We start from the raw sequence: 24,556 nt of genomic DNA, 5'->3' as shown, positions 1-24,556 counted from the left end.
ACTATACGGCGCGCTGCACGTTTATGCAACGCCTGGCATCTCTATGCGGCCTCCGCCTTCGGCAGCATGACCCACCGCGAGACCAGGAAGGTCACCGGGATCGCCGCCGCCGAGGCCATCAGCGGGGCGAACGTGCTCCCCGCGTGCAGCACGTCGACGAACACGTAGACACCCACCGTCGTGAGCACGAAATTCGTCGCGTTGGTGAGCGGGAAGAGCAGGAATTTCCGCCAGGTGGGACGCGTCCGGTAAGTGAACCTCGCATTGAGGAAAAACGATCCGATCATGCTCAGCACGAATGCGAGAATATGCGCGGCGAGGTACGGCAAATACCTGAGGAAAAGCAGGTAGAGCCCGTAGTACGTCGCCGTGTTGACGACACCGACCGCCGCGAAGGTGGCGATCTGACCCGATATCGGGCGAGCGGGTCCGGTGGCGGTCGACAGGGCGTTCGGCATCAGGGGATGAGGTCCTTCTTCGTGTCGCGGGTGCGGTCTTCCGTTCGGTCCACGTTCGTCGCTTTCACCAGGAAGTGCGGGCGCCCCTTGACCTCGTAGTAGATCCGGCCGGTGTACTCCCCGATGACCCCGAGCATGATCATCTGGACGCCGGCCAGGGCGGTGACGGCTGTGATGATGGTGACATAGCCGGGTGTCTCGACGCCGTGGATCATCGCACCGCCCACGATCCACGCCGTGTACGCGCCGGCCAGGGCGAGCAGGGTCATCCCGAGGTGGAGCGCGGCGCGCAGCGGGCGGTTGTTGAAGGAGAGCAGCCCGTCGAGGCCGTAATCGAGCAGGCTGCGCAACGACCAGGAGCTGGTGCCGTGCGCGCGCACCGCGTTCTCGTACTCGAAGGTGGTGCTGGGGAAGCCGACCCAGGCGAACAGCCCCTTGGAGAAGCGGTTGTACTCGGTGAGGTTCAGGACGGCGTCCACCACCCGGCGCGACATCAGCCGGAAGTCGCCCACGCCGTCGACGAGTTCGACGTCGACGAGCCGGTTGACGAGCCGGTAGTACAGGCGTGCGGTGAGGGTGCGGGCGAGCCGGTCGCCCTGCCGGGTGCGCCGGGCGATGACCTGGTCGTAGCCCTCGCCGCGGAGTTCGACCATGCGCCCGACGAGTTCGGGCGGGTGCTGGAGGTCGGCGTCCATCACGATCACACAGTCGCCGCAGGCGTGCTGGAGACCGGCGAGCAGGGCCGACTCCTTGCCGAAGTTGCGGCTGAAGGAGACGTAGCGGACCCGCGGGTCGCGGTCGGCGATCGAGCCGAGGCGGGCGAGGGTGCGGTCGCGGCTGCCGTCGTCGACGTACACGAACTCCATGTCGTGCCCGAGCGGCAGGAGTTCGCCGGCGGTCCGCTGGATCCGCTCGTGGAAGCGCTCGATGACGTCTTCCTCGTTGTAACACGGCGCGACGATCGATATCAGCACGGGTTCTTCCCCCTGGGGACGGGTCGGCGGGCGGTGGTCGTGCGCTCGCCGGGGCGGGTGGCGGATCCGCGGCGCAGGGCCGAGGCGACGCCGAGCAGGATCAGGGCCAGCAGCGAGGCGCCGCCGACGGCGGCCCCCAGACGCAGGCCGGGCGGGTGGAAGGTGCAGGTCAGGCTGGTGGCGGAGCCGTGCAAGGGGACGGCGATCAGGCCGTGGAACTCGCCCGCGGGGGCCTCGGCGCCACCGGCCGAGCAGCGCCAGCCGGCGATCCGGGGAGCGGCGACGACGGCGGTGCCGCGGCTCCCGGCGGGCAGTTCGGCGTGCAGGGTGCCGTCGTGGACGGTCACCTCGGTCGCGGCGGAGGACTTCAAGTCCCGCACGGCACGGTGCAGTTCAGCGGTGTCGAGGCAGCCGACCGCGCCCCGGGCGGGTATCCGGCCGAGCCGGTCGGGCCTCAGGTCGACGCGCACCGGACCGGTGGCACGCACCGTGCCGAGCGGCTGCATCGCGGCGGTCCTGGTGCCCTCCGCGTCCGACCGGAACAGCTTCGGCGCGCCCCCGCCGGCGAGCCGGGCCGTGCCCGAGTAGTGCGGCGCCCACAGGAACACCTCGTTCCCGGCCCGGCACCGCGCGGTGAGCGTCCGGGGCCCCCGGACGAGCAGTCCGCGCACCGCGTCCCCCTCGGGCCCACCGCCGAGGGTGGTGCGGGGCAGGGTGTAGACGCGGGCGCCGAGCAGCAGTTCCTGGTTGCGGTAGGGCGAGGGGCCGAAGCCGGCCGCTGTGGTGCCGCCCCGGGTGGTGGCCCGCACGGTGACCAGCGGCGGGACGTCCTCGCGGGTGACGGTCGGCGGACCGCCGCCCTGGGGCAGCCACTTCTGGTGCGGGTCCGGCGGGTTGTGCACCCGGGCGCCCACCGAGAAGACCGCGTCGGTGACCGGGTTGTCGAGGCTCTGGAGGCTGCGGCCGCGCGAGGTCCAGCCGTCGCCGAGGGCGGTGAGCGTGCGGGTGAGGACGTCGGCGGTGAGGCTGCTGTAGTACTGCGCGCCCTGACCGCCCACCGTCATCGGGTCGTTGGCGACGGTCTGGTCCCGGCCGGGTTCGGTGCGGTACGCGGGCCAGGCGTCGTGCCCGGCGACCGCGGCCGCCTCCCGGCGCTGGCGCTCGCCCCACGGAGCGTAGTCGTCCATCTGGCCGAGCCGCGCGCGGCCGGCCACGGCCGAGGTGGCCGCGGCCTCGCCGAACTGGGCGCCGATCAGCAGCAGCGCGGCGAGGCCCACGAGTGCCGGGCGGCCGCGGCGCAGACCGAGCAGGACGAGCCCGCCCAGGGCTCCCGCGGCGGCCAGCGCGACCACCGGCCAGGTGTGGTGGCCGTGCTGCCGGGTCAGGGCGCTGCGGCTCGCGGCGGCCGCGACCAGGGCCAGCAGGACGGCCGCCGCCCCCAGGGCCCGCCGGTCCGGCGGGCCCTGGGCGAGAGCGTGCCAGGCGGCGATGACCAGCAGGCCGCAGAGCACGAAGGCCTGGCGGTAGGAGCTGCCGTTGGGGGCCGCGAAGGCGTGCCAGACCAGACTGGTCGGCGCCCATTGCAAGGACAGGGCCACGGCGAGCACCAGGACCGTCCAGCCCGCCCGCACCCGGACCGGGACGCCCCGGTGGAAGGGCAGCGCCAGGGCGAGCACCAGCGCGGTGACGCCGACGTAGAGGGCCGGGGAGCTGTAGCTGTAGGTGGCCGGCAGCAGCCGGGCGAGCAGGTCGTCGGCGCCGACCGGGGCGAAGTGGCCCTCGCGGCCCGGGTAGGCGTGCCTGGTGCCGGCGTACACGACGACGACCAGCGGCGCGGCCAGCCCGGCACCGAGCCCGGCGGTCACGGCGGCCCGGACCGGCACCAGGAGGGCGCGCCGCCGGGGCGGCCGGGCCAGGACGAGCCTGAGCAGCAGCACCAGGGCGGCGCCGAGGGTGGCCATGTAGGCGGTGTAGAAGTTGGCGGTCCAGGCGAGCGCCACGACCAGCACGCCCAGCAGCGGACGCCGGGCGGCCAGGGTCCACTCGCCGACCAGGCACAGCAGCGGCAGCGCGATCAGGCCGTCGAGCCACATCGGGTTGTACGAGGCGAGGGCGAGGTTCCAGCCGCACAGGGCGTAGGAGGCGCCCAGGAGGCCGGCCGCCCACCAGCGTCCCGGGCGCAGGCCGAGCAGCAGCCAGGCCATGGCCGCGCCGGCGGTCGCCGTCTTCAGCACGGTGATCACGTACACCGCGAGGTCGATCTCGTGGCGCGGGAACACCCCGACCAGCAGGGCGAACGGGCTGCTGAGGTAGGTGCCGGCGTCGGGCAGGAAGCTGGAGCCGTAGCCGGACTGCCAGTTGACGAGGAGACCGCCGTCCGCCCTGCCGTGCAGCAGGTCCCACAGGTGGGCGTGGAAGGGGACGTACTGGTTGCCGAGGTCGTTGACGTCCCGGGTGCGGGAGCCGAAGGGGTAGCTGCCGGCCACCGCGTCGGCGGCGCAGAACGCGAGGGCCGCCAGGAAGGCCGCGAGGAGGGCCGCGGCCCGTCGCGCGGCGGCGCCGGGCGGGTTCACCGGCCCGGGCTCGCGTTCTTCTTCGCCCCCTGCCGGATCCGCCCCCTTTCCTTGTCCGGCCAGGATGGTGCGATTCATTGTCCGCGGCCCCCAGGGAAATACGGGGGTGTCACTCCCCGCAGGTCGTTGTTTCGCCGACTTAGACGGGTGGATGTTCCTGATGGTTGTGTCTCGGCTGTGAAGTAATAAGTCGAATTCCGAATCCGTGTAGGGCCCAGGAAAGAATGCGCGCCCTAAAAGAGAACGGAAGGCTTCGGGGAAATGCTGTTCAGGTGAACGCGCTTGCGAGGGAGGCGCGTTCGAGGGACTGTCCCCAGTACGTGCCCGCGACGATCAGGGCGGCCCCCAGCACCGCGAGCGGGGCGAGGTGTTCGCCGCCGAGACCGGCGCCGACCAGGAGGGCCCAGACCGGTTCGGTGCCCAGCAGCAGGCCGGCCCGGGTGGCGGAGGTGCGCTGGACCGCCCAGGTCTGGGCGAGGAAGGCGAACAGGCCGCAGAAGAGGGCCAGGTAGACCAGTTGGGCCCAGGTGGCGGCGCCGGTTCCGGCCAGGCGCGGCAGTGCGGGCGCGGCGGGCAGCAGGCACAGGGCGGCGCCGACCGCGCACTGCACACCGGTCAGGTGCGCGGGGCGCACGGCGCGGGCCGCGGTCACCCGCCCGACCAGCGCCACGTGACCGGCCCGGGCGACCGCCGCGGCGAGCATCAGCAGGTCGCCGCCGCCGGGGGCGCGCAGCCCGTTCCCGGACACGAGCAGACCGACGCCGACCACGCACACCCCGGCCGCCAGGAAGAAGGTCCCGGGCAACGCCACCCGGTCCAGGACCGGGGTGAGGACGAGGGTCAGGCTGATGATCAGGCCCGCGTTCCCGGCGCTGGTGCGGGCGACGCCGTACGTCTCCAGGACGAGGACGACGGCCTGGGTGAGGCCGAGCAGGCAGCCGTGGACCCGCTCGTCCCGGGTGGGCGGGCCGAACCGGCCCAGCAGGGCGACGCACACCACGGCCGCGATGGCGTACCGCAGGAAGAGGACGAGCGGGACGGGGAGGGTGTCCGTGGCCGTCTTCGCCGTCAGGTAACTGGAGCCCCAGACCACGGCGACGACCAGGAGCACCGCGTCGGTACGGCGGGTGGTCGGCATGGCGTTCACGATCCCCGACCTGCATTTTGAAGTAAACGACGTCTTTCTCAACCGATGCTTAAGCAGAGCTACACGCACGGACTACACTCACGCCGTGGACGAACGGCAGCTGCGGGTCCTGCGGGAGCTGGGCGAACTGGGCAGCGTCACGGCGGTCGCCCGGGCGCTGCGGGTGACTCCGTCGGCGATCTCGCAGCAGCTGCGCCTGCTCCAGCGCTCGATCCCGGTCCCGCTCACCGAGCGCGCCGGGCGCCGGCTGGTCCTCACGGCGGCCGGCCAGGCCCTCGCCGACGCGGCGATCGGGGTGGAGACGGCGCTGGCGCGGGCCCGCCACGCCGTCGACGCGTACGTCGCCGAGCCCGGCGGCACGGTGACGGTGGCGGCCTTCCACAGCGGGGCGGCCGCGTTCTTCCCCCCGCTGCTGCGCCGGCTGCGCGGACCGGGGGCGCCCCGGGTCGCCCTCCACGACGAGGATGTCGCCCAGGCCGACTTCCCGCCCCTGACCCGCGTCTACGACCTGGTCGTCGCCCACCGCCTCGACCACGCGCCACCCTGGCCGCGCACCGCCGCGGCCACACCGCTGCTGCGCGAGCCGCTCGACATCGCCCTGCCGGTCGGCCACCCGCTGGCCGGGCGGCCGGAGCTGACCGCGCGGGACGTGGCCGGTGAACCGTGGATCTCCGTGCACGACGGCTTCCCGCTGCTGGCGACCGTGGAGGCCGTCGCGGCGGCCGCCGGACGCCGGGTCGAGATCGTCCACCGCGTCAACGAGATCGCGGTGGTCGCCGAGGTGGTCGCCGCGGGCGGCGGGATCGCCCTGATGCCCCGCTGGACCTCCCGCCCGCATCCGGGCATCGTCCTGCGCCCCCTCGCCGGTATCGAGGCCCACCGCCACATCGACGCGCTCCACCGCCCCGAACGCACCGCCCGCCGAGCGGTCCGCACCGTACTCACCGAACTCCAGAGGGCCGCGGAGACCGTCCGCGACAGGGACGCCCTGACCGCGCCGCGTGCGCCGGGGTGACGGCCGCGCCGGCTCGACCTGGAGCGCGCTCCGGCTCGTGGCGTTGCGGTGACCGGTCGCGAGGAGGGCCGAGAAGAGTGTTCGCCGAGCGCGGGCTGCTGCCGGTCGCAGAGCAGCCCGCGCCGGACGCTACCTCTGCCTGATCCGCAGGAAGGTGACCGAGTTCGCCGGGAAGGTGTACGTGAACCTGTCGGCGACCCCGGTGAAGGTGGAGGTGACCGGGGCGACCGCGGTGGACGTCTCGGTGTTCACCGCGTCCTGGGCCGCCGCGAGCGTGGTCACCCGGGCCTTGTCCGCGACCTTGGCGCCGCCGAGGTCGACGGCCGTACGGGCCGCCGCGGGCTGGGCGTTGACGACCTTGACGATCAGGTCGCCGGTCTTCTGGTCCCTGGTGACGACCTGCCGGAAGGGCTCGGCCGGCTTGTCGTCGGTGAAGCTGCCCCACTCCTGGCCGTCGAGGGAGAGGGTGACCTGCCGGCCGCGCACCTTGATGTCGACGTCGTAGGTGCGGCCGGTCTCGACCGACCCCGCCTTGGCGATGAGCGTGGACTTGCCGCCGCCCACGGCCTGCTCGACGGCGGTCTGGGTGTTGTTCCAGCCGCCGATGTTCCACCAGTAGTAGTTCCCGGTGTCCTTGACGCCGAAGGCGACGAGGAAGCCCTCCTGGCCGGACTTCTTGGTCGCCTTCACCCGCAGGTCGTAGTCGTGCCAGCCGGTGTCGCCGGCCTGGACCATGGTGTTCTCGGCGGTGTCCGACGTCTCGACGTACTGCCCGTCCTGGACGCTCCAGCTGCCGCCGCCGGTGTGCGTCCACTGCGCGTCGTCACCGGAGAAGTCGTCGCTGAGCAGCGTGTTCCCGTCGGCGTCGGTCACCAGGACGTCGTCGTAGGCGGCGCTGGTGTTCCAGGTCGACAGGCCGACGGCGCCGGAGATGGGGCCGCTGACGTCCGGTGTGGTGGTGGCGGTGCTCGGGACCACCCGGTCGCCGACGTTGTTCATGAAGAGCTTCTGGACCTCGTAGTTGGCCGAGTCCCAGGAGGCGTGGTTGTTGAACCAGACCAGGTCCGGGCGCCACTGGACGTAGTCCTCGTTGGCGAACAGCGGTGCGTAGGAGGCGAGTTTGACGACGTCCGCGTTGCGTTCGAGGCCGGTCATGTAGGCCGCCTCGGCGAGGCCGTTGCCGAAGGTGTTGCCGCCGGAGGCGTACTCGCCGACGAAGACCTTCGGGCCGCTGCGGTCGTAGGAGTCGTAGCGGTCGTTGTTCTGCAGGAACCACTGCGGGCTGTTGTAGTAGTGCTCGTCGACCATGTCGACCTGGGCGTCCTTGTTGAGCTGCCAGGCCGTGTCGAAGGTCGTACCGGAGTCGTCCGGGCCCGAGTTGGAGATCACCTGCATGTACGGGTACTTCGCCTGGACGGCGGCCCGGAACCGGGTGAAGCGGGCGAAGAACTCGGTGGGCAGGTTCTCCTCGTTGCCGACCTCGATGTGGGTGAGGTGGAAGGGCTTCGGGTGGCCCATCCCGGCCCGCACCCTGCCCCACTTCGAGGTCGCCGGGCCGTTGGCGAACTCGATGAGGTCGAGGGTGTCCTGGATGTGCCGCTCCAGCAGCGCGTCGTCGTCGACGGCCTTGTTCTGCCCGCAGCCGGTGACGAGGGCGGGGACGACGGGCAGCGGCATCGCGCCCACGTCCTCGGCGAGACGGAAGTACTCGTAGTAGCCGAGTCCGTAACTCTGGTTGTAGCCCCAGAAGTTGGCGTTGGTGGCGCGGGTCTCGACCGGGCCGACGGTGTCCTTCCACTGGTAGGACCGCTTGCGCTGGTAGCCGGAGGCCTCGCTGTAGTCCTGCATGGAGCCGGTGTTGACCAGGCAGCCGCCGGGGAAACGGACGAAGCCCGGGTGCAGGGCGGCGATCTTCTCGGCGAGGTCCTTGCGCAGGCCGTTGGACTCGTGCCTGTAGGTGTCGCGCGGGAAGAGCGAGACCATGTCGAGGGCGGCCGCGTCCGAACTGGCCACGGTGAGGCGGCCGGTGGAGCTGGTGCGGGTCGCGGTGAAGGTGGCCGTGTACTTGGCCCAGCCGTTCTTCTCCACGGCCACCCGGCGGGCGGCGGCGAGGGTGCCCTCGGCGTCCGAGAGTCCGACGGTGAGGGTGGTCCCGGCGTCGGCGCGGGCCCAGACCGAGAAGTCGTACCGCTTGCCGTCCTCGACGCTGACACCGGTGTTGTAGCCGGCGTTGGTGACGGACGAACCGGCGTCCAGGGAGAGGTAGTCGCGGTTGCGGTCGTTGAGGCGGCCGGAGTCGTTCACGACCTGGGCGGTGCCGGTGACCGTCCACGCGGTGAGCGGGGTGTACGACTTGTTGTCGTCGGTCGTGTACTCGAAGGACCGGTTCTGGACCAGCTCCGCGTACAGGCCGCCGTCGGCGGCGCGGTTGATGTCCTCGAAGAAGACGCCGTACATCGTCCTGTCGATCCTGGCGCCCTGGGCGGCGGGGTCGACGGTGATCGAGTAGTCGGTGGTGTCCTCGGCGTGGGCGGGGGCCGGGACGAGCCCGACGGCCAGCAGGAAAGCGCTTGCCCCAAGGCCGAGTCTCAGCCGGGTGCGGGTGGTGCGTGACATGGATACTCCGCGGCTCGTGAGGAGTTGAGGGAGTTGCTTATTCGAAATATCGGACAGCGGTCAGCACTTCGAACGGCAAGATATGTACACGCCATGAGCGCGTCAATGGGGCGGGCGTAGGGTCGGGGGATGCGGACGCGCGGGCCGCGCACGGGGAGGCGTCCCGGGTGACAGGTCACCCCGCGCACCACGAGGTCCGGGCGCCGGTGGAGCGCGAGGTGCCGGCCGGGTGCCCGCGCCCGAGGAAGGGATGACCGTGGGCGGCTTGTGGCCGGTGCCGGACGTGCTGGCGCATCTGGCCGGACGGTGGCGCGTGGAGCGGACCGTACGGGACCTGGCGAGCGGGGACGAGGGGCGGTTCGAGGGCGCGACGGTGTTCCGGCCGGCCGAGGGCGGCGGGCTGCTGCACGAGGAGTCGGGAACGTTCACCTGGCAGGGCGTGGCCCGGCCCGCCGAGCGCACCCTGCGGTTCCTGCCGGGCGCGCGGCCGGGGACGGCCGAGGTGCGGTTCGCCGACGGGCGCCCCTTCCACGACCTGGACCTGGCCTCGGGACGGTACGTGGCCGACCACCCCTGCGCGGCCGACCTCTACCGGGGCGAGTTCACCGTCCGGGACGCCGACCACTGGCGGACCGCCTGGCGGGTCGGCGGCCCGGCGAAGGACCTGCTCCTCACCACCGACTACACCCGGCTCACCTGAACGGAGCGGCTGGGGTCCACGACGGAGCGGCGGGCCGCTACAGCCGTGGGGCCTGTGCCGACGCGGTCTCGAAGCGGAGGTTCCAGCGGCCGGCGTGACCCGTGAGCATGGTGGTCGACAGGGGGCGGACGTCGAGGTTCCAGTAGGTCGAGGGCGGCACCTTGAGGGCGTAGACGAGCGCGGCCCGGATCACCGCGGGTTCGGCGACGGCGACGATCCGGCCGCCGTCGCCCACCGGCCGGGTGTCGAGCCAGCCGCCGACCCGGGAGATGAAGGAGAGCAGCGACTCGCCGCCGTGCGGGGTGGAGCGCGGGTCGGCGAGCCAGGCGTCGACCTGGTCCGGCTCCCTGGCCATCGCCTCGCCCAGGGTCAGCCCGCGCCAGCGGCCCATGTCGCAGTCGCGCAGCGCCAGTTGGACCAACGGGGCGTACCCGAGGGCCTCGCCGGTCGAGCGGCTGCGCGGGGTCGGCGAGCAGTAGCGCAGCTCGGCCGCGGCGAGCGGCAGCAGTTCACCGGCGACGCGCAGCACCTCGTCCCAGCCCGCCTGGTCCAGCGGGCGGGTGTCCTCGAAGCGCTCCCCGAGCAGCGCCGAGCTGCGCGCGGCTGCTACGAACGTGACCCGAAGTGGCATGCGGCGATGTTCTGCCGCACCTGTGGACAGGTCAAGGTCTGCAAGGCTGTGAATGGTTCAGGGCGGACGAAATGTTACCCAAAGGTCAGGAGGTGTCCGACAAGTCGACCGTAATGTCACACGGGCGACGCGGACGGCTCGGGTGACTCGGGCGACGCGGACGGCTCGGCTGACGCGGCTGACGCGGACGGCTCGGGCGACGCGGACGGCTCGTAGTGGAGCGCCATCCACTGGTCCGGCTGTTCGAGCGGGGCGAAGCCCAGCTTCTCGTAGACCCCGTGGGCGTCGTGGGTGGCCAGCAGCACGCGGCGCAGCCCGTACGGCCGCAGGTGCTCGCGGATCGCCCCGACCAGCGCGGTGCCGACGCCCTTCCCGCGCACCGACGGGTCGACGTACACGTCGGCGAGCCAGGCGAACATCGCCAGATCGGTCACCACCCGCGCGTACGCCACCTGCTCGCCGGTGACCGCCTCGTACACCCCGAAGTTGAGGGAGTTGTCCATCGCCCGGCGCTGCTTCTCCAGCGGCCGGCCGGTCGCCCAGTAGGCGTCGGTCGACAGCCAGCGGTGGACCCGGCCGACGTCCACGCGGTCGGTGTCGGCGGAGAATTCGTAGCCCTCGGGAAGCCTGGTCGCGTCGTTCATGCGGGGATGCTCGCCGGTCGGGGGTGGCCGCGTCGACCGGATTTCACGTACCGGACCGCAGCACCTCGTCGCAGGCCACGCGCAACCGCCGTACCCCTTCGGCGATCTCCCCCACCCCGGCGACCGCCGCGAAGCTCAGGCGGACGTGGGCGGCCGGGGGTTCGGCGCTGAAGTAGGCGCTGCCGGGGGTGATGGCGACACCGGCGCGCAGGGCGGCGGCGGTCAGGGCCGTGTCCGCTCCGGCGCGGCCGGGCAGGCGGAGCCAGAGGTGGTAGCCGCCGGACGGGATGTGCGGGAGGGCGAGCAGGGGCAGGTGGTGGGCGAGGGCGCCGGTGAGGGCGTCGCGCCGGGCCTTCAGCTCGGCGGAGAGAGTGCGCAGGTGGCGGGGCCAGGCCGGGGAGCCGACGAGTTCGAGGGCGGCCTCCTGGAGGGGGCGGGGGACGAAGAAGGAGTCGACGATCTGGATGGCCCGGAGGCGTTCGAGGACCGGGCCGCGGGCGGCCAGGGCGGCCACCCGGAAGCTCGGCGAGGTGGCCTTGGTGAGCGAGCCGACGTGGACGACGACCCCGTCCGGGTCGTCGGCGGCGAGCGGGCGGGGCAGCGGGCCCGCGTCGGCGTGCACCAGCCGCCGCACGTAGTCGTCCTCGATCACGAAGGCGCCGGCCTCGCGGGCGATGCGCAGCACCTCCGCGCGGCGGCCGGGGGCGAGGACGGCTCCGGTCGGGTTCTGGAAGAGGGGCTGGCAGACGAAGACCCGGGCGCCGGTGGCCCGGAAGGCGTCGGCGAGCAGCTCAGGCTTCACACCGTCGGGGTCGACCGGTACCGGGACCGGGCGCAGTCCGGCGGCGCGGGCGATGGCGAGCATGCCGGGGTAGGTCGGGGACTCGACGAGGACGGGGGCGCCGGGCGGGGCGAGTGCGCGCAGCGCGGTGGCCAGGGCGGACTGGCCGCCGGCCGCGACCAGCACCTCGGCGGCGGTGACGGCGCCGCCGATGTCGCGGGCGAACCACTCGCGCAGCTCGGGCAGGCCTTCGAGCGGTGGCCGGCCCCAGGCGCCGGGGCGGCGGCCGGCCCGTGCCAGGGCGGCGGCGAGCGCGCGTTCGGGCTCCAGGGAGGCGTGCAGATAGCCGCCGTTGAACTCCAGGACGCCGGGCGGCGGGGCGGCGAGGCAGACGGTGACCCCGGAGGCGTCGACCGTGCGCGGGACCACGTCGAGGGCGCCGTCGGCGCTGAGTGCCACCTCCTGCCAGGAGGTGTCCCCGGCGGGTTCGGGCGTGGTGTGCGGGCGGGCCCTGAAGGCCCCGGCGCCGGGCCGGGTGACGACGAGGCCCTCGGCGACCAGGTGGGCCAGCGCCCGCGAGACGGTCACCGGGCTCACCCGGAACCGCTCCACGAGGGCCCTGCTCGACGGGAGCTTTCCACCGGGAGAGTAGCGGTCGAGGTCCCGCCGCAGCTGTTCCGCCAGTTCCAGCACACTGCTACGCTCTCGCATGAGAACACAGAGTAGCGCTACCGGCCCGACTTCGATAGCGGTCGGCACTCCCCCTGCCGCCCCGGCCGTCCCCGCCGCCCACCGGTTCGGCACGCTCCAGGCGGCCCTCGGCGTCCTCGCGTTCTCCCTCACCTTCCCGGCCACCGCCTGGGGCCTGGAGGGCTTCGGGCCCTGGTCGCTGGTGGCGGTGCGCAGTGTGCTGGCGGCGCTCATGGCGGGCGGCTGCCTGCTGTTCCTCCGGGTCCGGCTGCCCGATCGCCGGCACTGGGCGGGGCTGGCCGTCGTCGCGGCCGGGGTCGTGCTGGGCTTCCCGATGCTGACCACGCTCGCCCTGGAGACCTCCACCACCTCGCACGCGGCCGTCGTGGTGGGCCTGCTCCCGCTGACCACCGCCCTCCTCTCCACGCTGCGGACGGGCCACCGCCCCTCCCGGACCTTCTGGGCGGCGGCCCTGGCCGGCGCGGCGGCCGTGCTCGCGTTCACCGTCGCGCAGAGCGGCGGGACCCTCACCACCGCCGACGGCTACCTGTTCGCGGCGCTGGTGGTGTGCGCGGCCGGGTACACCGAGGGCGGCCGGCTGGCCCGGATCATGCCGGGCTGGCAGGTGATCGGCTGGGCGCTGGTGTTCTGCCTGCCGCTGACCGTGCCGGCCGCCGCGCTCGCGCTGTCGTACGAGCCGGTGGTCTGGACCGTGCACGGGGTGGCCGGTGTGCTGTGGGTGGCGGCGGGCTCGCAGTTCCTCGGCCTGGTGGTCTGGTACCGGGGCATGGCGGCGGTCGGGATTCCGAAGGCCAGCCAGTTGCAGTTGGCCCAGCCGCTGCTCACACTGGTGTGGTCGGTGCTGCTGCTGGGCGAGCACCTCTCCGCGGCCGCTCCACTCACGGCCGCCGCCGTGCTCGTGTGCATCGCCGTCACCCAACGATCGCGATCGTGAGGAGGCCCTGGAGATGCGTGCATCCGAGGGCGACCAGCTTGTCCAGCACGGCAGGGTGGTCGGACAGCACGACCAGGTCTCGACCGTCGTCAAGGTGCTGGGCCCCGAGGGCACCCCGCCCTACCGGGTCCGCTTCGAGGACGGCCACGAGGCCATCATGTCCCCCGGCCCCGACTGCCAGGTCAGGCACCGGGAGACCCCACAACGGCAGTAGGCCGCGACGGCGGGGCCGCCGGCCGCGCACGGGTCAGCGGGGCGGGAGCGCCGGCTGCTGGTAGTGATCGGCGACCACCCGCGACATGGCCCCGATCGGGTCGGCGGCCACGTCCTTCGCCGCGAAGTACACATGCCCGCCGACCTGCGGATACCGGTCGGCCAGGGTGAGGTGCCGGGACAGCTCGGCCGGGTCCTGCCAGGCCGAGGGCGAGTCGGCGGCGCCCGCCCGGTAGAGCGCCTCCCCGATGTAGAGCCGGGTCCCGGTGCCCTGGGCGACGCCCGCCCACCAGTCGAGGACCTTGGCGTAGTCGGCGGCCGCGTTGCCGATCTGCCAGTAGTCCTGCGGGACGATGTAGTCGATCCAGTTCTTCTGCACCCACTTGCGGGTGTCCGCGTACAGGTCGTCGTACGTCTGGACGCCCGCCTTGGTGTCGGAGCCGCGGGAGTCGGTGGTGGCGTTGCGCCATACCGCGAACGGGCTGATGCCGAACCGCGTGCCGGGCCGCAGCTCCCTGATCCCGGCGGCGGTCTCGGTCACCAGCTTGTCGACGTTGTCCCGCCGCCAGGCCGCCCGGGAGGAGAAGTCGCCGCCGTGGGTGTCGTAGGCGTCGTCGTCCTCGAAGGTCTGGCCGGCCACCGGGTAGGGGTAGAAGTAGTCGTCGAAGTGGACGGCGTCCACGGGGTACTTGGCGACCGCGTCGAGGATGGCCTGCTCCACGAAGGCGCGGACGGCCGGGATGCCCGGGTTGTAGTAGAGCTTGCCGCCGTAGGGCACCACCCAGTCCGGGTGCTTGCGGGCGGGGTGCGAGGAGACCAGCTTGCCGGGGTCGGTGTGGTTGGCGATCCGGTACGGGTTGAACCAGGCGTGCAGTTGCAGCCCGCGGGCGTGGGCCTCCGCGACGGCGGTGCCCAGCGGGTCCCAGCCGGGGTCCTTGCCCTGGGTGCCGGTGAGGTACTGGGACCAGGGCTCGTAGGGCGAGGGCCAGAAGGCGTCGGCGGTGGGCCGCACCTGGAACATCACGGTGTTGAGCCGGTAGTGGACCGCCTTGTCGAGGAAGGCGGTCAGCTCCTTGTGCTGGTCCGCGGCCGTGAGGCCGGTGCGGGAGGGCCAGTCGCGGTTGGAGACGGTCGCCAGCCACATGCCCCGCATCTCGGTGGCCGTCCGGCGGGGCCGCCCGGGTGCGGCCGCCGCGTCCGGCACGGCCGGAGTCAGCGTCGACATCGCCGACAGCGCCGTCAGCGCAAATGTCCTGCGAGACACTCCTGCCATCGTGAGAACCTCTCACTCTCCGGATCCGCGCCGTCACGGATCGCCTCCGCGCCACAGGATGCCCCCACCCGGACGATCGATCATCGATACTTACGGGTAACGTGCACGAACGGAGCAGGCACCGGATCCGGAGGACCTGCCGGCCGCCCGTAGATCAGCGAAGGGGACGATGTGACCGACATCGAGAAGGTCGGAGTCGTGGGCTGCGGCCAGATGGGAGCGGGCATCGCCGAGGTCGCCGCCCGCGCCGGTCTGGACGTGCGGGTCGCCGAGACCACCGGCGAGGCCCTGGAGATCGGCCGCACCCGGCTGCTCAACTCCCTGGCCAAGGCCGCCGAGCGCGGCAAGATCAGCGAGGCGGAGCGGGACGCCACGGTGGCCCGGCTGAGCTTCACCACGGACCTCGGCGAGTTCGCCGACCGTGACCTGGTGATCGAGGCCGTCGTCGAGAACGAGCAGGTGAAGACGGAGATCTTCCAGGTGCTCGACCAGGTGGTGACGCGCCCGGACGCGATCCTGGCCTCCAACACCTCCTCGATCCCGCTGGTGAAGCTGGCGGTCGCGACCTCGCGCCCCGACCACGTGATCGGCATCCACTTCTTCAACCCGGCCCCGGTGCAGCAGCTCGTCGAGCTGATCCCGGCGCTGACCACCTCCGAGGGCACCCTCAGCCGCGCCCAGGCGTTCGCGGAGAAGGTCCTCGGCAAGCACGCGATCCGCGCCCAGGACCGCTCCGGCTTCGTGGTCAACGCGCTGTTGGTGCCGTACCTGCTCTCGGCGATCCGGATGTTCGAGTCCGGGATCGCGGGCCGCGAGGACATCGACAACGGCATGGAGCTGGGCTGCGCCCACCCGATGGGCCCGCTGAAGCTGTCCGACCTGATCGGCCTGGACACCATCGTGTCGATCGCCAACTCGATGTACGCGGAATACAAGGAGCCGCTGTACGCCGCTCCCCCGCTGCTCCAGCGCATGGTCGAGGCGGGCCGCCTGGGCCGGAAGTCCGGCTCGGGGTTCTACACCTACGGGTGACCGCACCCGCGTCCCCCGAGCGGTTACAGGGAGCGACGTCCCGCGGGCCCGGCACCGTCGTCGGTGCCGGGCCCGCGGCTTTCACACACCGTGTGCGTACCGGGCTCGCATATGCCCTTCGCACACTCTCCCCTCGCGCTCACCAGGCGAGTTCACTCTTCATGCGCATGCAAGGGATGCGGAACGACATCTTCTACTACGCGGAGGGAGTGGACCCGTGACCACCGAACCAGAGCATCCCGTGGTCCAAGGAGAACTCGCAGAGTTACGCCGTCGCCTCGACGTGGCCTACGCACAGGTCGAGGGAGGACTGAACCTGCTCAGTCACCGCACCAAGGAGACGGCGAAGGAACTGGACGACCTGAACACCCGCCTCGCCTCACTGGAGCACGCCCGCTGGCCCCTGCCCTCGCTCGCCGCGCTCATCGCACTGGGCGCCCTCGTGGTCACCGTCTGGCAGACGCTGGCCCGTTAGTCGTCGGTGAGCCGCAGGTGGTGCAGCAGAAGTAACGCGGCCGCCATGTTGGCGGCCGGGACCTCCCCACGGGCGATCATGTCCGGGACGAGCTTGAGCGGGACCCACTCCCGGCGGTCCGACTCGAAGTCGTCCACCGGGTGTCCGAGGTACTCGCCCTCGTCGGACCAGTAGATGTGGTGCCGGGCGTCGGTGAGGCCGTTGGACGGCTCCACGGTCATGAGATGGTGCAGGGTCCCCGGCCGCCAGCCGGTCTCCTCCTCCAGTTCCCTGGCGGCCGCCACGGCGATGTCCTCGCCGTCCTCCACGACTCCCGCCGCGAGTTCCCAGCCCCAGCTGTCGGTGATGAAACGGTGGCGCCACAGCAGGAGGACCTCATTGGCCTCGTTGACCACCGTCGCCACGGCCACGGGCCGCAGCCGTATCAGGAAGTGGTCGAGGTGCCGGCCGTCCGGCAGCTCGACATCTGCGAGATTGACGCTGAACCAGCGGTTTTCATACACAGTTTGTTCGTTCTGTTTCGTCCACTGCACGGTTCTGCCACCTTCCGCCGAGTAAGTGGCAATATCGCAGCAGGGACTCCTCAGGCCCACCGGGCCTCTACAGCGGTACGCGCAGCGCCCCGTCGATGAGTTCGGCGGCTTCGGCGGTTCCGGCCGAGCCGCTGCGCACCAGGTGCTCGCGTACCGCGCGGAGTCTGTCGCGCAGCCGCTGGGACTCCATTCCACGGGCCTGTTCGGCCATCTTCACGGCCGTGGCCACCGCGTTGTCGGCGTTCCCCTGGCGCAGTTCGATGGTGCTGAGCATGGCGAGCCGGTGCACCCGCCCCCGGTCGTGGGCCGGGTTGTCCACGGCGGCCGCGGCATGCTCCCGGGCGGCGGCCAGTTCACCGAGGCTGAGCAGCGCCTCGGCCACCTGCACGTTGACCAGACCCGGCTGGACATAGCCGGTCTCGTCGGGTTCGTAGCCCCGCCGGATGCGTTCGGCGGCCGCCTCGGCCCGCCGGATGCAGGACAGCGCGCTCGTGCCGTCGCCGAGGTGGGCGTACGCCTTGGCCTGCATCGCGTACAGGTCGGAGGCGAGGGCGGGGGTGATGTGCTTGCCCGCGGTGCGCAGCGCGGCCTCCGCGAAGGCGACGGCCTGCCGGTACTCCCGCATGAACAGCGACTGGTTGACCAGCAGCGCGATGACGTACGCGCCGAGCCCCCGGTCCCCGCTGGCCTTCGCCAGCCGCAGCGCCTGGTGGAAGTAGCGCTGGGCGAGCCCGTGCGCGTCCGAGTCGTAGGCGCAGATCCCGGTGATCGCCACCAGCCCGCCGGTCGCCCGGTGCAGCTGACGGCCCGTGGCATCGGTGTAGCTGCCGCGCAGCAGCGGGGCCGCCTCGGCGTTGAGGAAGCCGACGATCCGGGTGCGGGTCGCCATGCCGCCGGCCTTGCGGTACATCTGCTCGTAGTGGGCCCGGGCGGCGCGCAGCATCTGAAGGTCGGCCGCGGTGACCCGGTGCCGCCCGCCGCGCGAGACGTCCACGTCCTCCGGCGGGTTCTCCCACTCCCACACCGGCATCACCGCGGGCGTGCCGGTGACGGCGGGGGCGCCCAGTATGTGCGGGCGCTGCTGCTCGTCGGAGCGCCACAGCGCGGTGGCCCGCTCGACGAACCCGGAGAGCGAGCCGGCGTGCGGGGTGCTGGGCTCGCCGGGGACGCCGAGCCCGATGTCGTCGAGGGTCACCGGGCGGTGCAGCCGGACGGCGAGCACCTCGCAGATCAGGTCGGGCACCTGGCCGCGCGGCCGCTGGCCCTTCAGCCACCGCGCCACGGCGGTGTGCTCGTAGCGGAGCGAGAGTGCGCGGGCCCGGCCCGCCTGGTTGACGTGGGCGGCGAGACCCGCGTGCGAGATCCCCGCCTCGTCCAGGATCGCGTCGAGCAGAGAGTTGGGCTGCATGGATGCCCCCCCGGTGGCCTGGTGCGGTCAGCGTAGTGCGTTCGTGTTCACACGGGGTGTGAACGGAGTGCGCGCATCCGCAGCGTGTGCACACTGTTGCGGAGCGTGTCGTGCCGGTTGACTGAACTGCCTCGCAAGAGGCCGGCCGGGCCGCCGGCTCCCCCTCCTACAGTGCGGTGGCCTGGCCGTGTTCCAGGAAGCCGAGCCGTGCCTCGTCGGCCGCGGCACGGTCGTTGGTGAGCGCGAGGAGGGCGATGTCGTCGGTCGGGCGGCCGTTGGTGTGGTGGAGCAGGGCGGCGATGACCGTCCGCAGGATCGTCTGCGGTGCGACCGGGCGGTCGCGGACCGCTTCCGCCAGGGCCTGCCGGAGGGAGAAGAAGCGCCCCCGCGCGTCCCTGGCGTCCTCCGCCCCGTCCGTGTACAGGACCAGCGACTCGTCGGGAAGCAGCCGGCCGCAGTCGGAGGCGGCCAGGTCGGACGGCAGCGGGAAGGGCCCGAGCGGCGGCAGCGGATCGGCCCGCGACAGCAGGTCGACGGTCGCCCCACTGATCAGGTACGGCCAGGGATGGCCGCAGTTGAGGGCCCGCAGCTCGCCGTCCCGGGCGATCTCCAGGAGGAGTACGGTGACGAACTCCTCGGCGACCGGGCTGTCGGGGTCCCGGCCGCTGGAGGGGTGCTCGATCCTGGCGCGTTCGCGCAGGTGCCGGGCGAGGGTGCGGTCCAGCCGGGCGAGGACACGGCCCAGTTCGGGCTCGTCGTGGGCGGCCTCGCGGAAGCTGCCGAGGAGGGCGGCGGCGGTGTCGATGGCCGCCAGCCCGTGGCCGCGGACGTCGCCCATCACCACCCGTACGCCGTGTTCGGTGGCGACGGCCTCGTACAGGTCGCCGCCGATGGCCGCGCCCCGGTCGGCGGAGAGCTGGGCGGCGGCCACGTCCAGCCCGGCGAGGCGGGGCGGCAACGGCCGCAGCAGCACGCGCTGGGCGGCGCCGGCGACCTTGCGGACCTGCCGCAGCTCGCGGAGCAGGGCGTGCCGGACGTGGAGGATGAGCCCGGTGCCGACCGCGAAGAACACGGCGCTGGTGACGATCCGCGCGCCGAGCTGGTTCTGCGCGGCCAGTGGGCACCCGAATCTGTAGCCGATCGCGACGGCGCCCCACACCGTGGGCAACCCGAGGGAGAGAGCACGGCGCCCGGGCCGTGGATTCGTCCGGGGCCGCCCGCTGCGGGGAACCCCAGCCTTGATGCGGATCATGCCGATGGCCCCCAAGTAGGCCCTGACAGAACAGACGGACCGGCCCCGTGAGGCCGGTCCGATTCTGTCGACGGCATGCCCCGAACGGGCCAGGTCCCGGATGGATCTCACCCGAATGAGCGACCACTCCCAGGACACTCGCATTTATGCAGGTCGCAGGGGCCGACGCCCCGTCGGGGGCGCCGGAAACCGCGTGACCGGCCGCGGCGAAACCCGCACCCGGCCGGTCACACGGCCCCGACGGCGGCCGGCCGCACGGCTAGCCGCGCAGCACCGCTCCCGTGCGCTCGCCCGCGAGGGCGACCGCGGCGTCCCGGGCCGCCGACGCCTCGTCGACCGTCAGCGTCCGCTCGGCCGACCGGAAGCGCAGCGCGTAGGCCAGCGACTTCTTCTCGCCGCCGAGCTGGGCGGCGTTCTCGTAGACGTCGAACAGCCGGATGCCCTCCAGGAGTTCACCCGCGCCCTCGCGCAGCGCCGCCTCGACCTCGGTCGCCGGCACCGCCTTGTCGACGACGAGGGCGACGTCCTGCGTGGCCACCGGGAACGTGGAGATGCCCGGCGCCTGCGGCACGCCGTCGCCGGCCAGCTCCAGCGCGTCGAGGTCCAGCTCCATCGCGCAGGTCCGCGCCGGCAGACCCAGCGCCTTGACCACGCGCGGGTGCAGCTCACCGGCGTGGCCGACGACCCGCTCGGTGCCGTCGGCGACGGCCACCAGCTCGGCGCACCGGCCCGGGTGCCACGGCCCGTACTGCCCGGAGCGCACGATCAGCTCGACGCCCGCCTCGGCGGCCACGGTCCGGCCCGCCTCGACCGCGTCGGCCCAGTCCGCCGGACGGCCCTTGCCCCACCAGCCGGCCTGCTCGCGGGAGCCCGCGAGGACGACGGCGACATGGCGCGGCTGCTCGGGCAGCACCGCGTTCAGCGCGGCCAGTTCCTCGTCGGTGGGACGGCGGTCGACCGTCAGGTGCCCGGCGACGCCCGGCTCCTCGCGCGGGAGGAAGACCAGACCGGTCTCGAACAGCGCCAGGTCGTGCGCGCCGCGCCCGTCGTTGCGGCGCAGCGCGCCGAGCAGGCCCGGCAGCAGCGACGTACGGAGCGCGGGCTCCTCGTCGTTGAGCGGGTTGGTCAGCCGGACGACACGGCGGGCCGGGTCGTCGGCGGCCAGACCGAGCTGGTCGAAGACCTGCTCGCCCACGAACGGGTAGTTCGGCGCCTCGACGTAGCCGGCCCCGGCCAGCGCGCGGCCGACCCGGCGGTGCAGCCGCTGGCGGCCGGTCAGGCCGCGGCCGGACGGCGGCTTGGGCAGCGTGGAGGGCAGGTTCTCGTAGCCCTCCAGCCGGATGACCTCTTCGGCCAGGTCGTTCTGCTCGGCCAGGTCGGGCCGCCAGGACGGGACGGTGACGATCAGCTCGTCCTGCCCGTAGACGTCGCAGCCGACCTCCTGGAGGCGGCGCACGACGGTCTCCCGGCCGTACGCGACACCCGCGACCTTGTCGGGGTGGTCCGCCGCGACGGTGATGGTGTGCGGCGCGGACGGCGCGATGACCTCGGTGACCCCGGCCTCGGCGGTGCCGCCGGCGAGCAGCACCAGCAGGTCGACGGTGCGCTGCGCGGCGGCGGCCGCGGCCTGCGGGTCGACCCCGCGCTCGAAGCGGCGGGAGGCCTCCGAGGACAGCTTGTGCCGGCGGGCGGTGCGCGCGATGGCGACGGCGTCGAAGTGGGCCGCCTCGATGACCACGTCCGTCGTGGAGCTGCCCCCGTTCTCGGCGGCGTCGTGGTCGGCGATCTCGGTGTTGGCGCCGCCCATGACGCCCGCGAGGCCGATGGGGCCGCGGTCGTCGGTGATCACCAGGTCCTCGGCGTGCAGCTTCCGCTCGGTGCCGTCGAGGGTGACGATCCTCTCGCCCTCGGCCGCGCGGCGGACGCCGATGGTGCCCTGGACCAGGCTGCGGTCGTAGGCGTGCAGCGGCTGGCCGAGCTCCATCATCACGTAGTTGGTGACGTCGACGGCGAGCGAGATCGGGCGCATGCCGACCTTCTGGAGGCGGCGCTGGAGCCAGATCGGGGAGCGGGCCTCGGGGCTCAGACCGACGACGGTGCGCGCGGTGAAGCGGTCGCAGCCGAGCGGGTCGGAGACCTGGACCGGGTAGCCGAAGGCGTTCGGGCCGGGCACGTCGAGCAGGGCCGGGTCGCGCAGCGGCAGGCCGTAGGCGATGGCGGTCTCGCGGGCGACGCCGCGGATGGACAGGCAGTCGCCGCGGTTGGCGGTGACGGCGATGTCCAGGACCTCGTCGACCAGTTCCAGCAGCTCGATGGCGTCCTTGCCGACCTCGGTCTCCGGCGGCAGCACGATGATGCCGTGGCTGCCGTCGTCGCCCATGCCCAGCTCGCCGGTGGAGCAGATCATGCCGTGGGAGGTCTTGCCGTACGTCTTGCGGGCGCTGATCGAGAACCCGCCCGGGAGCACGGCCCCCGGCAGCACGACGACGACCTTGTCGCCGACGGCGAAGTTGCGGGCGCCGCAGACGATCTCCTGGGGCTCACCGGTGCCGTTGGCGGTGCCGACGTCGACGGTGCAGAAGCGGATCGGCTTCTTGAAGCCCTCCAGCTCCTCGATGGTCAGCACCCGGCCGACGACCAGGGGGCCCTTGAGGCCGTCGCCGAGCTGCTCGACGGTCTCGACCTCCAGACCGGCCGAAATGAGCTTGGCCTGGACGTCACGTCCGGTCTGAGTCGCCGGCAGGTCGACGTACTCCCGCAGCCAAGAAAGCGGGACCCGCATCAGATCTCCATCCCGAACGGCCGGGTGAACCGGACGTCGCCCTCGACCATGTCTCGCATGTCCTCGACGTTGTGGCGGAACATCAGCATCCGCTCGATCCCGAACCCGAAGGCGAAGCCGCTGTACTTCTCCGGGTCCACGCCGCACGCGGTGAGCACCCGCGGGTTGACCATGCCGCAGCCGCCCAGCTCGATCCAGCCCTCGGAGGAGCAGGTACGGCAGGGCCGGTCCGGGTTGCCTACGGACTCGCCCTTGCAGACGTAGCAGAGCATGTCCATCTCGGCGGACGGCTCGGTGAAGGGGAAGAAGTTCGGCCGCAGCCGGGTCTTCATGCCCTCGCCGAACAGCGACTGGACCATGTGGTCCAGGGTGCCCTTGAGGTCCGACATGGTCAGGCCCTCGTCCACGGCGAGCAGCTCGACCTGGTGGAAGACCGGGGTGTGCGTGGCGTCCAGCTCGTCGGTGCGGTACACCCGGCCCGGACAGATCACGTAGACCGGCAGCTCGCGGTCGAGCAGCGAGCGGATCTGGACCGGGGAGGTGTGGGTGCGCAGCACGACACCGGACTCGGTGCCGCCCTCGGGGCCCTGCACGAAGAAGGTGTCCGCCTCGCCGCGGGCCGGGTGGTCCGGGCCGATGTTGAGCGCGTCGAAGTTGAACCACTCGGCCTCGACCTGCGGGCCCTCGGCGACCTCGTAGCCCATGGCCACGAAGATGTCCTCGATGCGCTCCGACAGCGTGGTCAGCGGGTGCCGGGCGCCGGCCGGGACCCGGTCGTGCGGCAGGGTGACGTCCACCGCCTCCTCGACCAGCACCCGGGCGTCACGCTCGGCCTCCAGCTCTTCCTGACGGCCGGCGAGGGCCTTGTTCACCGCGCCCCGGGCCTGGCCGACCAGCTTGCCCGCGGCGGCCTTGGCGTGCGGGGGCAGGGCGCCGATCTCGCGGTTGGCCAGGGCCAGCGGGGAGGTGCCGCCGGTGTGGGCGACCTTGGCCTCCTGGAGCGCGTCGAGGGAGTCCGCGGCGGCGAAGGCGGCGAGCGCCTCGTCCCGCATGCGCTCGATCTCTTCCGGTTTCAACGCCTCGACCTCGACAGGGTCGTACGACTTATTCGGTGCCGACATCTCTTCCCGTGCTTCCGATTGGCTGGCGGATGGTCCCCGTGACCGATGGGTGGGCCGTGTGAAGGACACAAAAGTGCCAAAGGCCGAGTCTAACGGGGTGGAGGTATACGAAGAGCCCGCGGGCCGTCAGGCGAGATACGCCGGGGCGCCCACGGGCAACGTAAATCGGAACTCGGCGCCGCCGCCGGCGGCGCGTCCGACGGTGATGGTGCCGCCGTGGGCCTCGACGATGCCCTTGACGATGTACAGCCCGAGGCCGGTGCCACCGCGCTTGCTGCCCCGCCAGAAGCGGGTGAAGACGCGGTTCATGGACTCCTCCGGGATGCCTGGCCCCTCGTCGCTCACCGTGACCGACGTGGCTGCGTTCTCGTGGCTCTCCCCCTCGCGCGGGGACGCCGTGGCCGTGATGTCAATCGTGACGGTTCCCTCGCCGTGCCGCACCGCATTTTCGATGAGGTTGCTGAGGACCTGGTCGACCTTGTCGGGATCGGCCCACAGCGCGGGCAGCGGCTGCTCGACGCGGAGCAGGAAGCGGTCGGCGGGCTGCCCGGCGGCGACGTACGCCTGGATGTGCCGTCCGACGGCCGCGCCTATGTCGACCGGCTGCCTGCGCACCTCCAGGCGTCCGCTGTCGATCCGTGAGATGTCGAGCAGCTCGGCGATGAGCCGGGTGACCCGGTCGGCGTCCGCGTCGACGGTCTCCAGCATCAGCCGCTTCTGGTCGTCGGTGAACCGTTCCCACTTGGCGAGCAGGGTGGCCGTGAACCCCTTGACCGAGGTGAGCGGCGAGCGCAGCTCGTGGGCCACGGTCGCTATCAGCTCGGCGTGACTGCGCTCGGTGCGCAGGCGGGCCTCGGTGTCCCGCAGCGACACGACGACCCGCCGGACGGGTCCGGTCGGCTCGGTCCGCACGTACTTCGCGGACACCAGCACCTCCCGGCCGCCGGGCAGCAGCAGGTTGCGCTCGGGCTGGCCGACCCGGATGGCGAGGCCGCCGTAGGGATCGGTGAGCTGCCACCAGCGCCGGCCCTCCAGGTCCTCTAAGGGGAGGGCCTTCTCCAGGCGCTGCCCGAGGGCGTCGGCCGGGGCGGTGGCGGTGATCCGGGCGGCGGCCGCGTTGAAGCAGACGACGAGACCGTGCTCGTCGGCGATGACGAGGCCGTCGGGCAGTTCGTCGGGGTCGACGCCGAGCCCGGTGAGGTCGCCGTGCCGGGGCGCGGGTACGCGGCCCCCCGGCGCGTTGCTGGTGCCGACACTCATACCCCGTACTCCACCTCTCAGAC

Annotated in this window: 21 protein-coding genes; 6 read left to right on the top strand and 15 right to left on the bottom strand. The window is 72.5% G+C overall.

Annotated elements, in window-relative coordinates; genetic code table 11:
• Positions 1-41: 41 nt before the first annotated feature.
• The 4 genes from ACZ619_RS11855 to ACZ619_RS11840 all read right to left on the bottom strand — a co-directional run bounded on the left by ACZ619_RS11855 (position 42) and on the right by ACZ619_RS11840 (position 5,143).
• Positions 42-458 (bottom strand): GtrA family protein, encoded by a 417-nt coding sequence (locus ACZ619_RS11855; RefSeq protein ID WP_469597321.1) that lies wholly within the window; start codon positions 456-458, stop codon positions 42-44.
• Positions 458-1,432, bottom strand: a complete 975-nt coding sequence (locus ACZ619_RS11850; protein WP_469597319.1) for a glycosyltransferase family 2 protein — start codon at positions 1,430-1,432, stop codon at positions 458-460. The genes ACZ619_RS11855 and ACZ619_RS11850 overlap by 1 nt, the downstream gene beginning before the upstream one ends.
• Positions 1,426-4,083, bottom strand: a complete 2,658-nt coding sequence (locus tag ACZ619_RS11845; protein WP_469597317.1) for a YfhO family protein — start codon at positions 4,081-4,083, stop codon at positions 1,426-1,428. Before ACZ619_RS11845 ends, ACZ619_RS11850 begins: the two co-directional genes overlap by 7 nt.
• A gap of 190 nt (positions 4,084-4,273) precedes the next feature.
• Complete coding sequence (locus ACZ619_RS11840; RefSeq protein ID WP_469597316.1) at positions 4,274-5,143, bottom strand: DMT family transporter; 870 nt, start codon at positions 5,141-5,143, stop codon at positions 4,274-4,276.
• 94 nt (positions 5,144-5,237) lie between these two features.
• Here ACZ619_RS11840 and ACZ619_RS11835 point away from each other — a divergent pair, with 94 nt between their 5' ends.
• Positions 5,238-6,167, top strand: a complete 930-nt coding sequence (locus ACZ619_RS11835) for a LysR family transcriptional regulator (protein ID WP_469597315.1) — start codon at positions 5,238-5,240, stop codon at positions 6,165-6,167.
• Positions 6,168-6,296: 129 nt separating this feature from the next.
• Here the strand turns inward: ACZ619_RS11835 and ACZ619_RS11830 are convergent, their stop codons facing one another.
• Positions 6,297-8,783: an alpha-L-arabinofuranosidase C-terminal domain-containing protein gene (locus tag ACZ619_RS11830; protein WP_469597312.1), complete on the bottom strand. Its 2,487-nt coding sequence runs from the start codon at positions 8,781-8,783 to the stop codon at positions 6,297-6,299.
• A gap of 256 nt (positions 8,784-9,039) precedes the next feature.
• Here ACZ619_RS11830 and ACZ619_RS11825 point away from each other — a divergent pair, with 256 nt between their 5' ends.
• Positions 9,040-9,483, top strand: a complete 444-nt coding sequence (locus ACZ619_RS11825) for a DUF6314 family protein (RefSeq protein WP_469597309.1) — start codon at positions 9,040-9,042, stop codon at positions 9,481-9,483.
• A gap of 37 nt (positions 9,484-9,520) precedes the next feature.
• On the opposite strand, the gene ACZ619_RS11820 is transcribed toward ACZ619_RS11825, so the two are convergent.
• From ACZ619_RS11820 to ACZ619_RS11810, 3 genes are all read right to left on the bottom strand, one after another.
• On the bottom strand, positions 9,521-10,114 hold the full coding sequence (locus tag ACZ619_RS11820; protein ID WP_469597307.1) for a histidine phosphatase family protein: 594 nt from the start codon (positions 10,112-10,114) through the stop codon (positions 9,521-9,523).
• A gap of 116 nt (positions 10,115-10,230) precedes the next feature.
• The gene (locus ACZ619_RS11815) at positions 10,231-10,758 is read right to left on the bottom strand and encodes a GNAT family N-acetyltransferase (protein ID WP_469597305.1); all 528 of its coding nucleotides are present in this window, start codon (positions 10,756-10,758) and stop codon (positions 10,231-10,233) included.
• A 43-nt stretch (positions 10,759-10,801) separates the two neighbouring features.
• On the bottom strand, positions 10,802-12,250 hold the full coding sequence (locus ACZ619_RS11810) for an aminotransferase-like domain-containing protein (protein ID WP_469597303.1): 1,449 nt from the start codon (positions 12,248-12,250) through the stop codon (positions 10,802-10,804).
• Here ACZ619_RS11810 and ACZ619_RS11805 point away from each other — a divergent pair.
• Positions 12,249-13,184 (top strand): DMT family transporter, encoded by a 936-nt coding sequence (locus ACZ619_RS11805; RefSeq protein WP_469597301.1) that lies wholly within the window; start codon positions 12,249-12,251, stop codon positions 13,182-13,184. The two genes, ACZ619_RS11810 and ACZ619_RS11805, sit on opposite strands and share 2 nt — an antisense overlap.
• Positions 13,185-13,197: 13 nt before the next feature.
• Entirely contained in the window at positions 13,198-13,398 is a 201-nt protein-coding gene (locus ACZ619_RS11800) for a DUF1918 domain-containing protein (protein WP_469597298.1), read from the top strand.
• Between the two features lie 33 nt (positions 13,399-13,431).
• Here ACZ619_RS11800 and ACZ619_RS11795 read toward each other — a convergent pair whose 3' ends face one another.
• Positions 13,432-14,670 carry a glycoside hydrolase family 10-like protein gene (locus tag ACZ619_RS11795; protein WP_469597295.1) on the bottom strand — a complete coding sequence of 413 codons (1,239 nt, stop codon included), beginning with the start codon at positions 14,668-14,670 and terminating at the stop codon, positions 13,432-13,434.
• A 171-nt stretch (positions 14,671-14,841) separates the two neighbouring features.
• Between ACZ619_RS11795 and ACZ619_RS11790 the strand changes: the two genes are divergently transcribed.
• Positions 14,842-15,702, top strand: a complete 861-nt coding sequence (locus ACZ619_RS11790) for a 3-hydroxybutyryl-CoA dehydrogenase (protein WP_469597292.1) — start codon at positions 14,842-14,844, stop codon at positions 15,700-15,702.
• A gap of 217 nt (positions 15,703-15,919) precedes the next feature.
• Positions 15,920-16,177: a hypothetical protein gene (locus ACZ619_RS11785; protein WP_469597290.1), complete on the top strand. Its 258-nt coding sequence runs from the start codon at positions 15,920-15,922 to the stop codon at positions 16,175-16,177.
• Here the strand turns inward: ACZ619_RS11785 and ACZ619_RS11780 are convergent.
• From ACZ619_RS11780 to ACZ619_RS11755, 6 genes are all read right to left on the bottom strand, one after another.
• Positions 16,174-16,710, bottom strand: a complete 537-nt coding sequence (locus ACZ619_RS11780; protein ID WP_469597289.1) for an NUDIX hydrolase — start codon at positions 16,708-16,710, stop codon at positions 16,174-16,176. The two genes, ACZ619_RS11785 and ACZ619_RS11780, sit on opposite strands and share 4 nt — an antisense overlap.
• Before the next feature lie 67 nt (positions 16,711-16,777).
• The gene (locus ACZ619_RS11775) at positions 16,778-18,118 is read right to left on the bottom strand and encodes a transcriptional regulator (RefSeq protein ID WP_469597286.1); all 1,341 of its coding nucleotides are present in this window, start codon (positions 18,116-18,118) and stop codon (positions 16,778-16,780) included.
• Positions 18,119-18,284: 166 nt separating this feature from the next.
• The gene (locus ACZ619_RS11770; protein WP_469597284.1) at positions 18,285-19,370 is read right to left on the bottom strand and encodes a PP2C family protein-serine/threonine phosphatase; all 1,086 of its coding nucleotides are present in this window, start codon (positions 19,368-19,370) and stop codon (positions 18,285-18,287) included.
• A 259-nt stretch (positions 19,371-19,629) separates the two neighbouring features.
• Complete coding sequence (gene pheT / locus ACZ619_RS11765; RefSeq protein WP_469597281.1) at positions 19,630-22,152, bottom strand: phenylalanine--tRNA ligase subunit beta; 2,523 nt, start codon at positions 22,150-22,152, stop codon at positions 19,630-19,632.
• Complete coding sequence (gene pheS, locus ACZ619_RS11760) at positions 22,152-23,273, bottom strand: phenylalanine--tRNA ligase subunit alpha (RefSeq protein ID WP_469597279.1); 1,122 nt, start codon at positions 23,271-23,273, stop codon at positions 22,152-22,154. Before pheS ends, pheT begins: the two co-directional genes overlap by 1 nt.
• Before the next feature lie 126 nt (positions 23,274-23,399).
• On the bottom strand, positions 23,400-24,533 hold the full coding sequence (locus tag ACZ619_RS11755) for a sensor histidine kinase (RefSeq protein WP_469597276.1): 1,134 nt from the start codon (positions 24,531-24,533) through the stop codon (positions 23,400-23,402).
• Positions 24,534-24,556: the final 23 nt, after the last annotated feature.

This window comes from Streptomyces sp. NPDC104367 (assembly GCF_055583825.1).
This window is presented reverse-complemented; position numbering and strand designations above follow the sequence as displayed.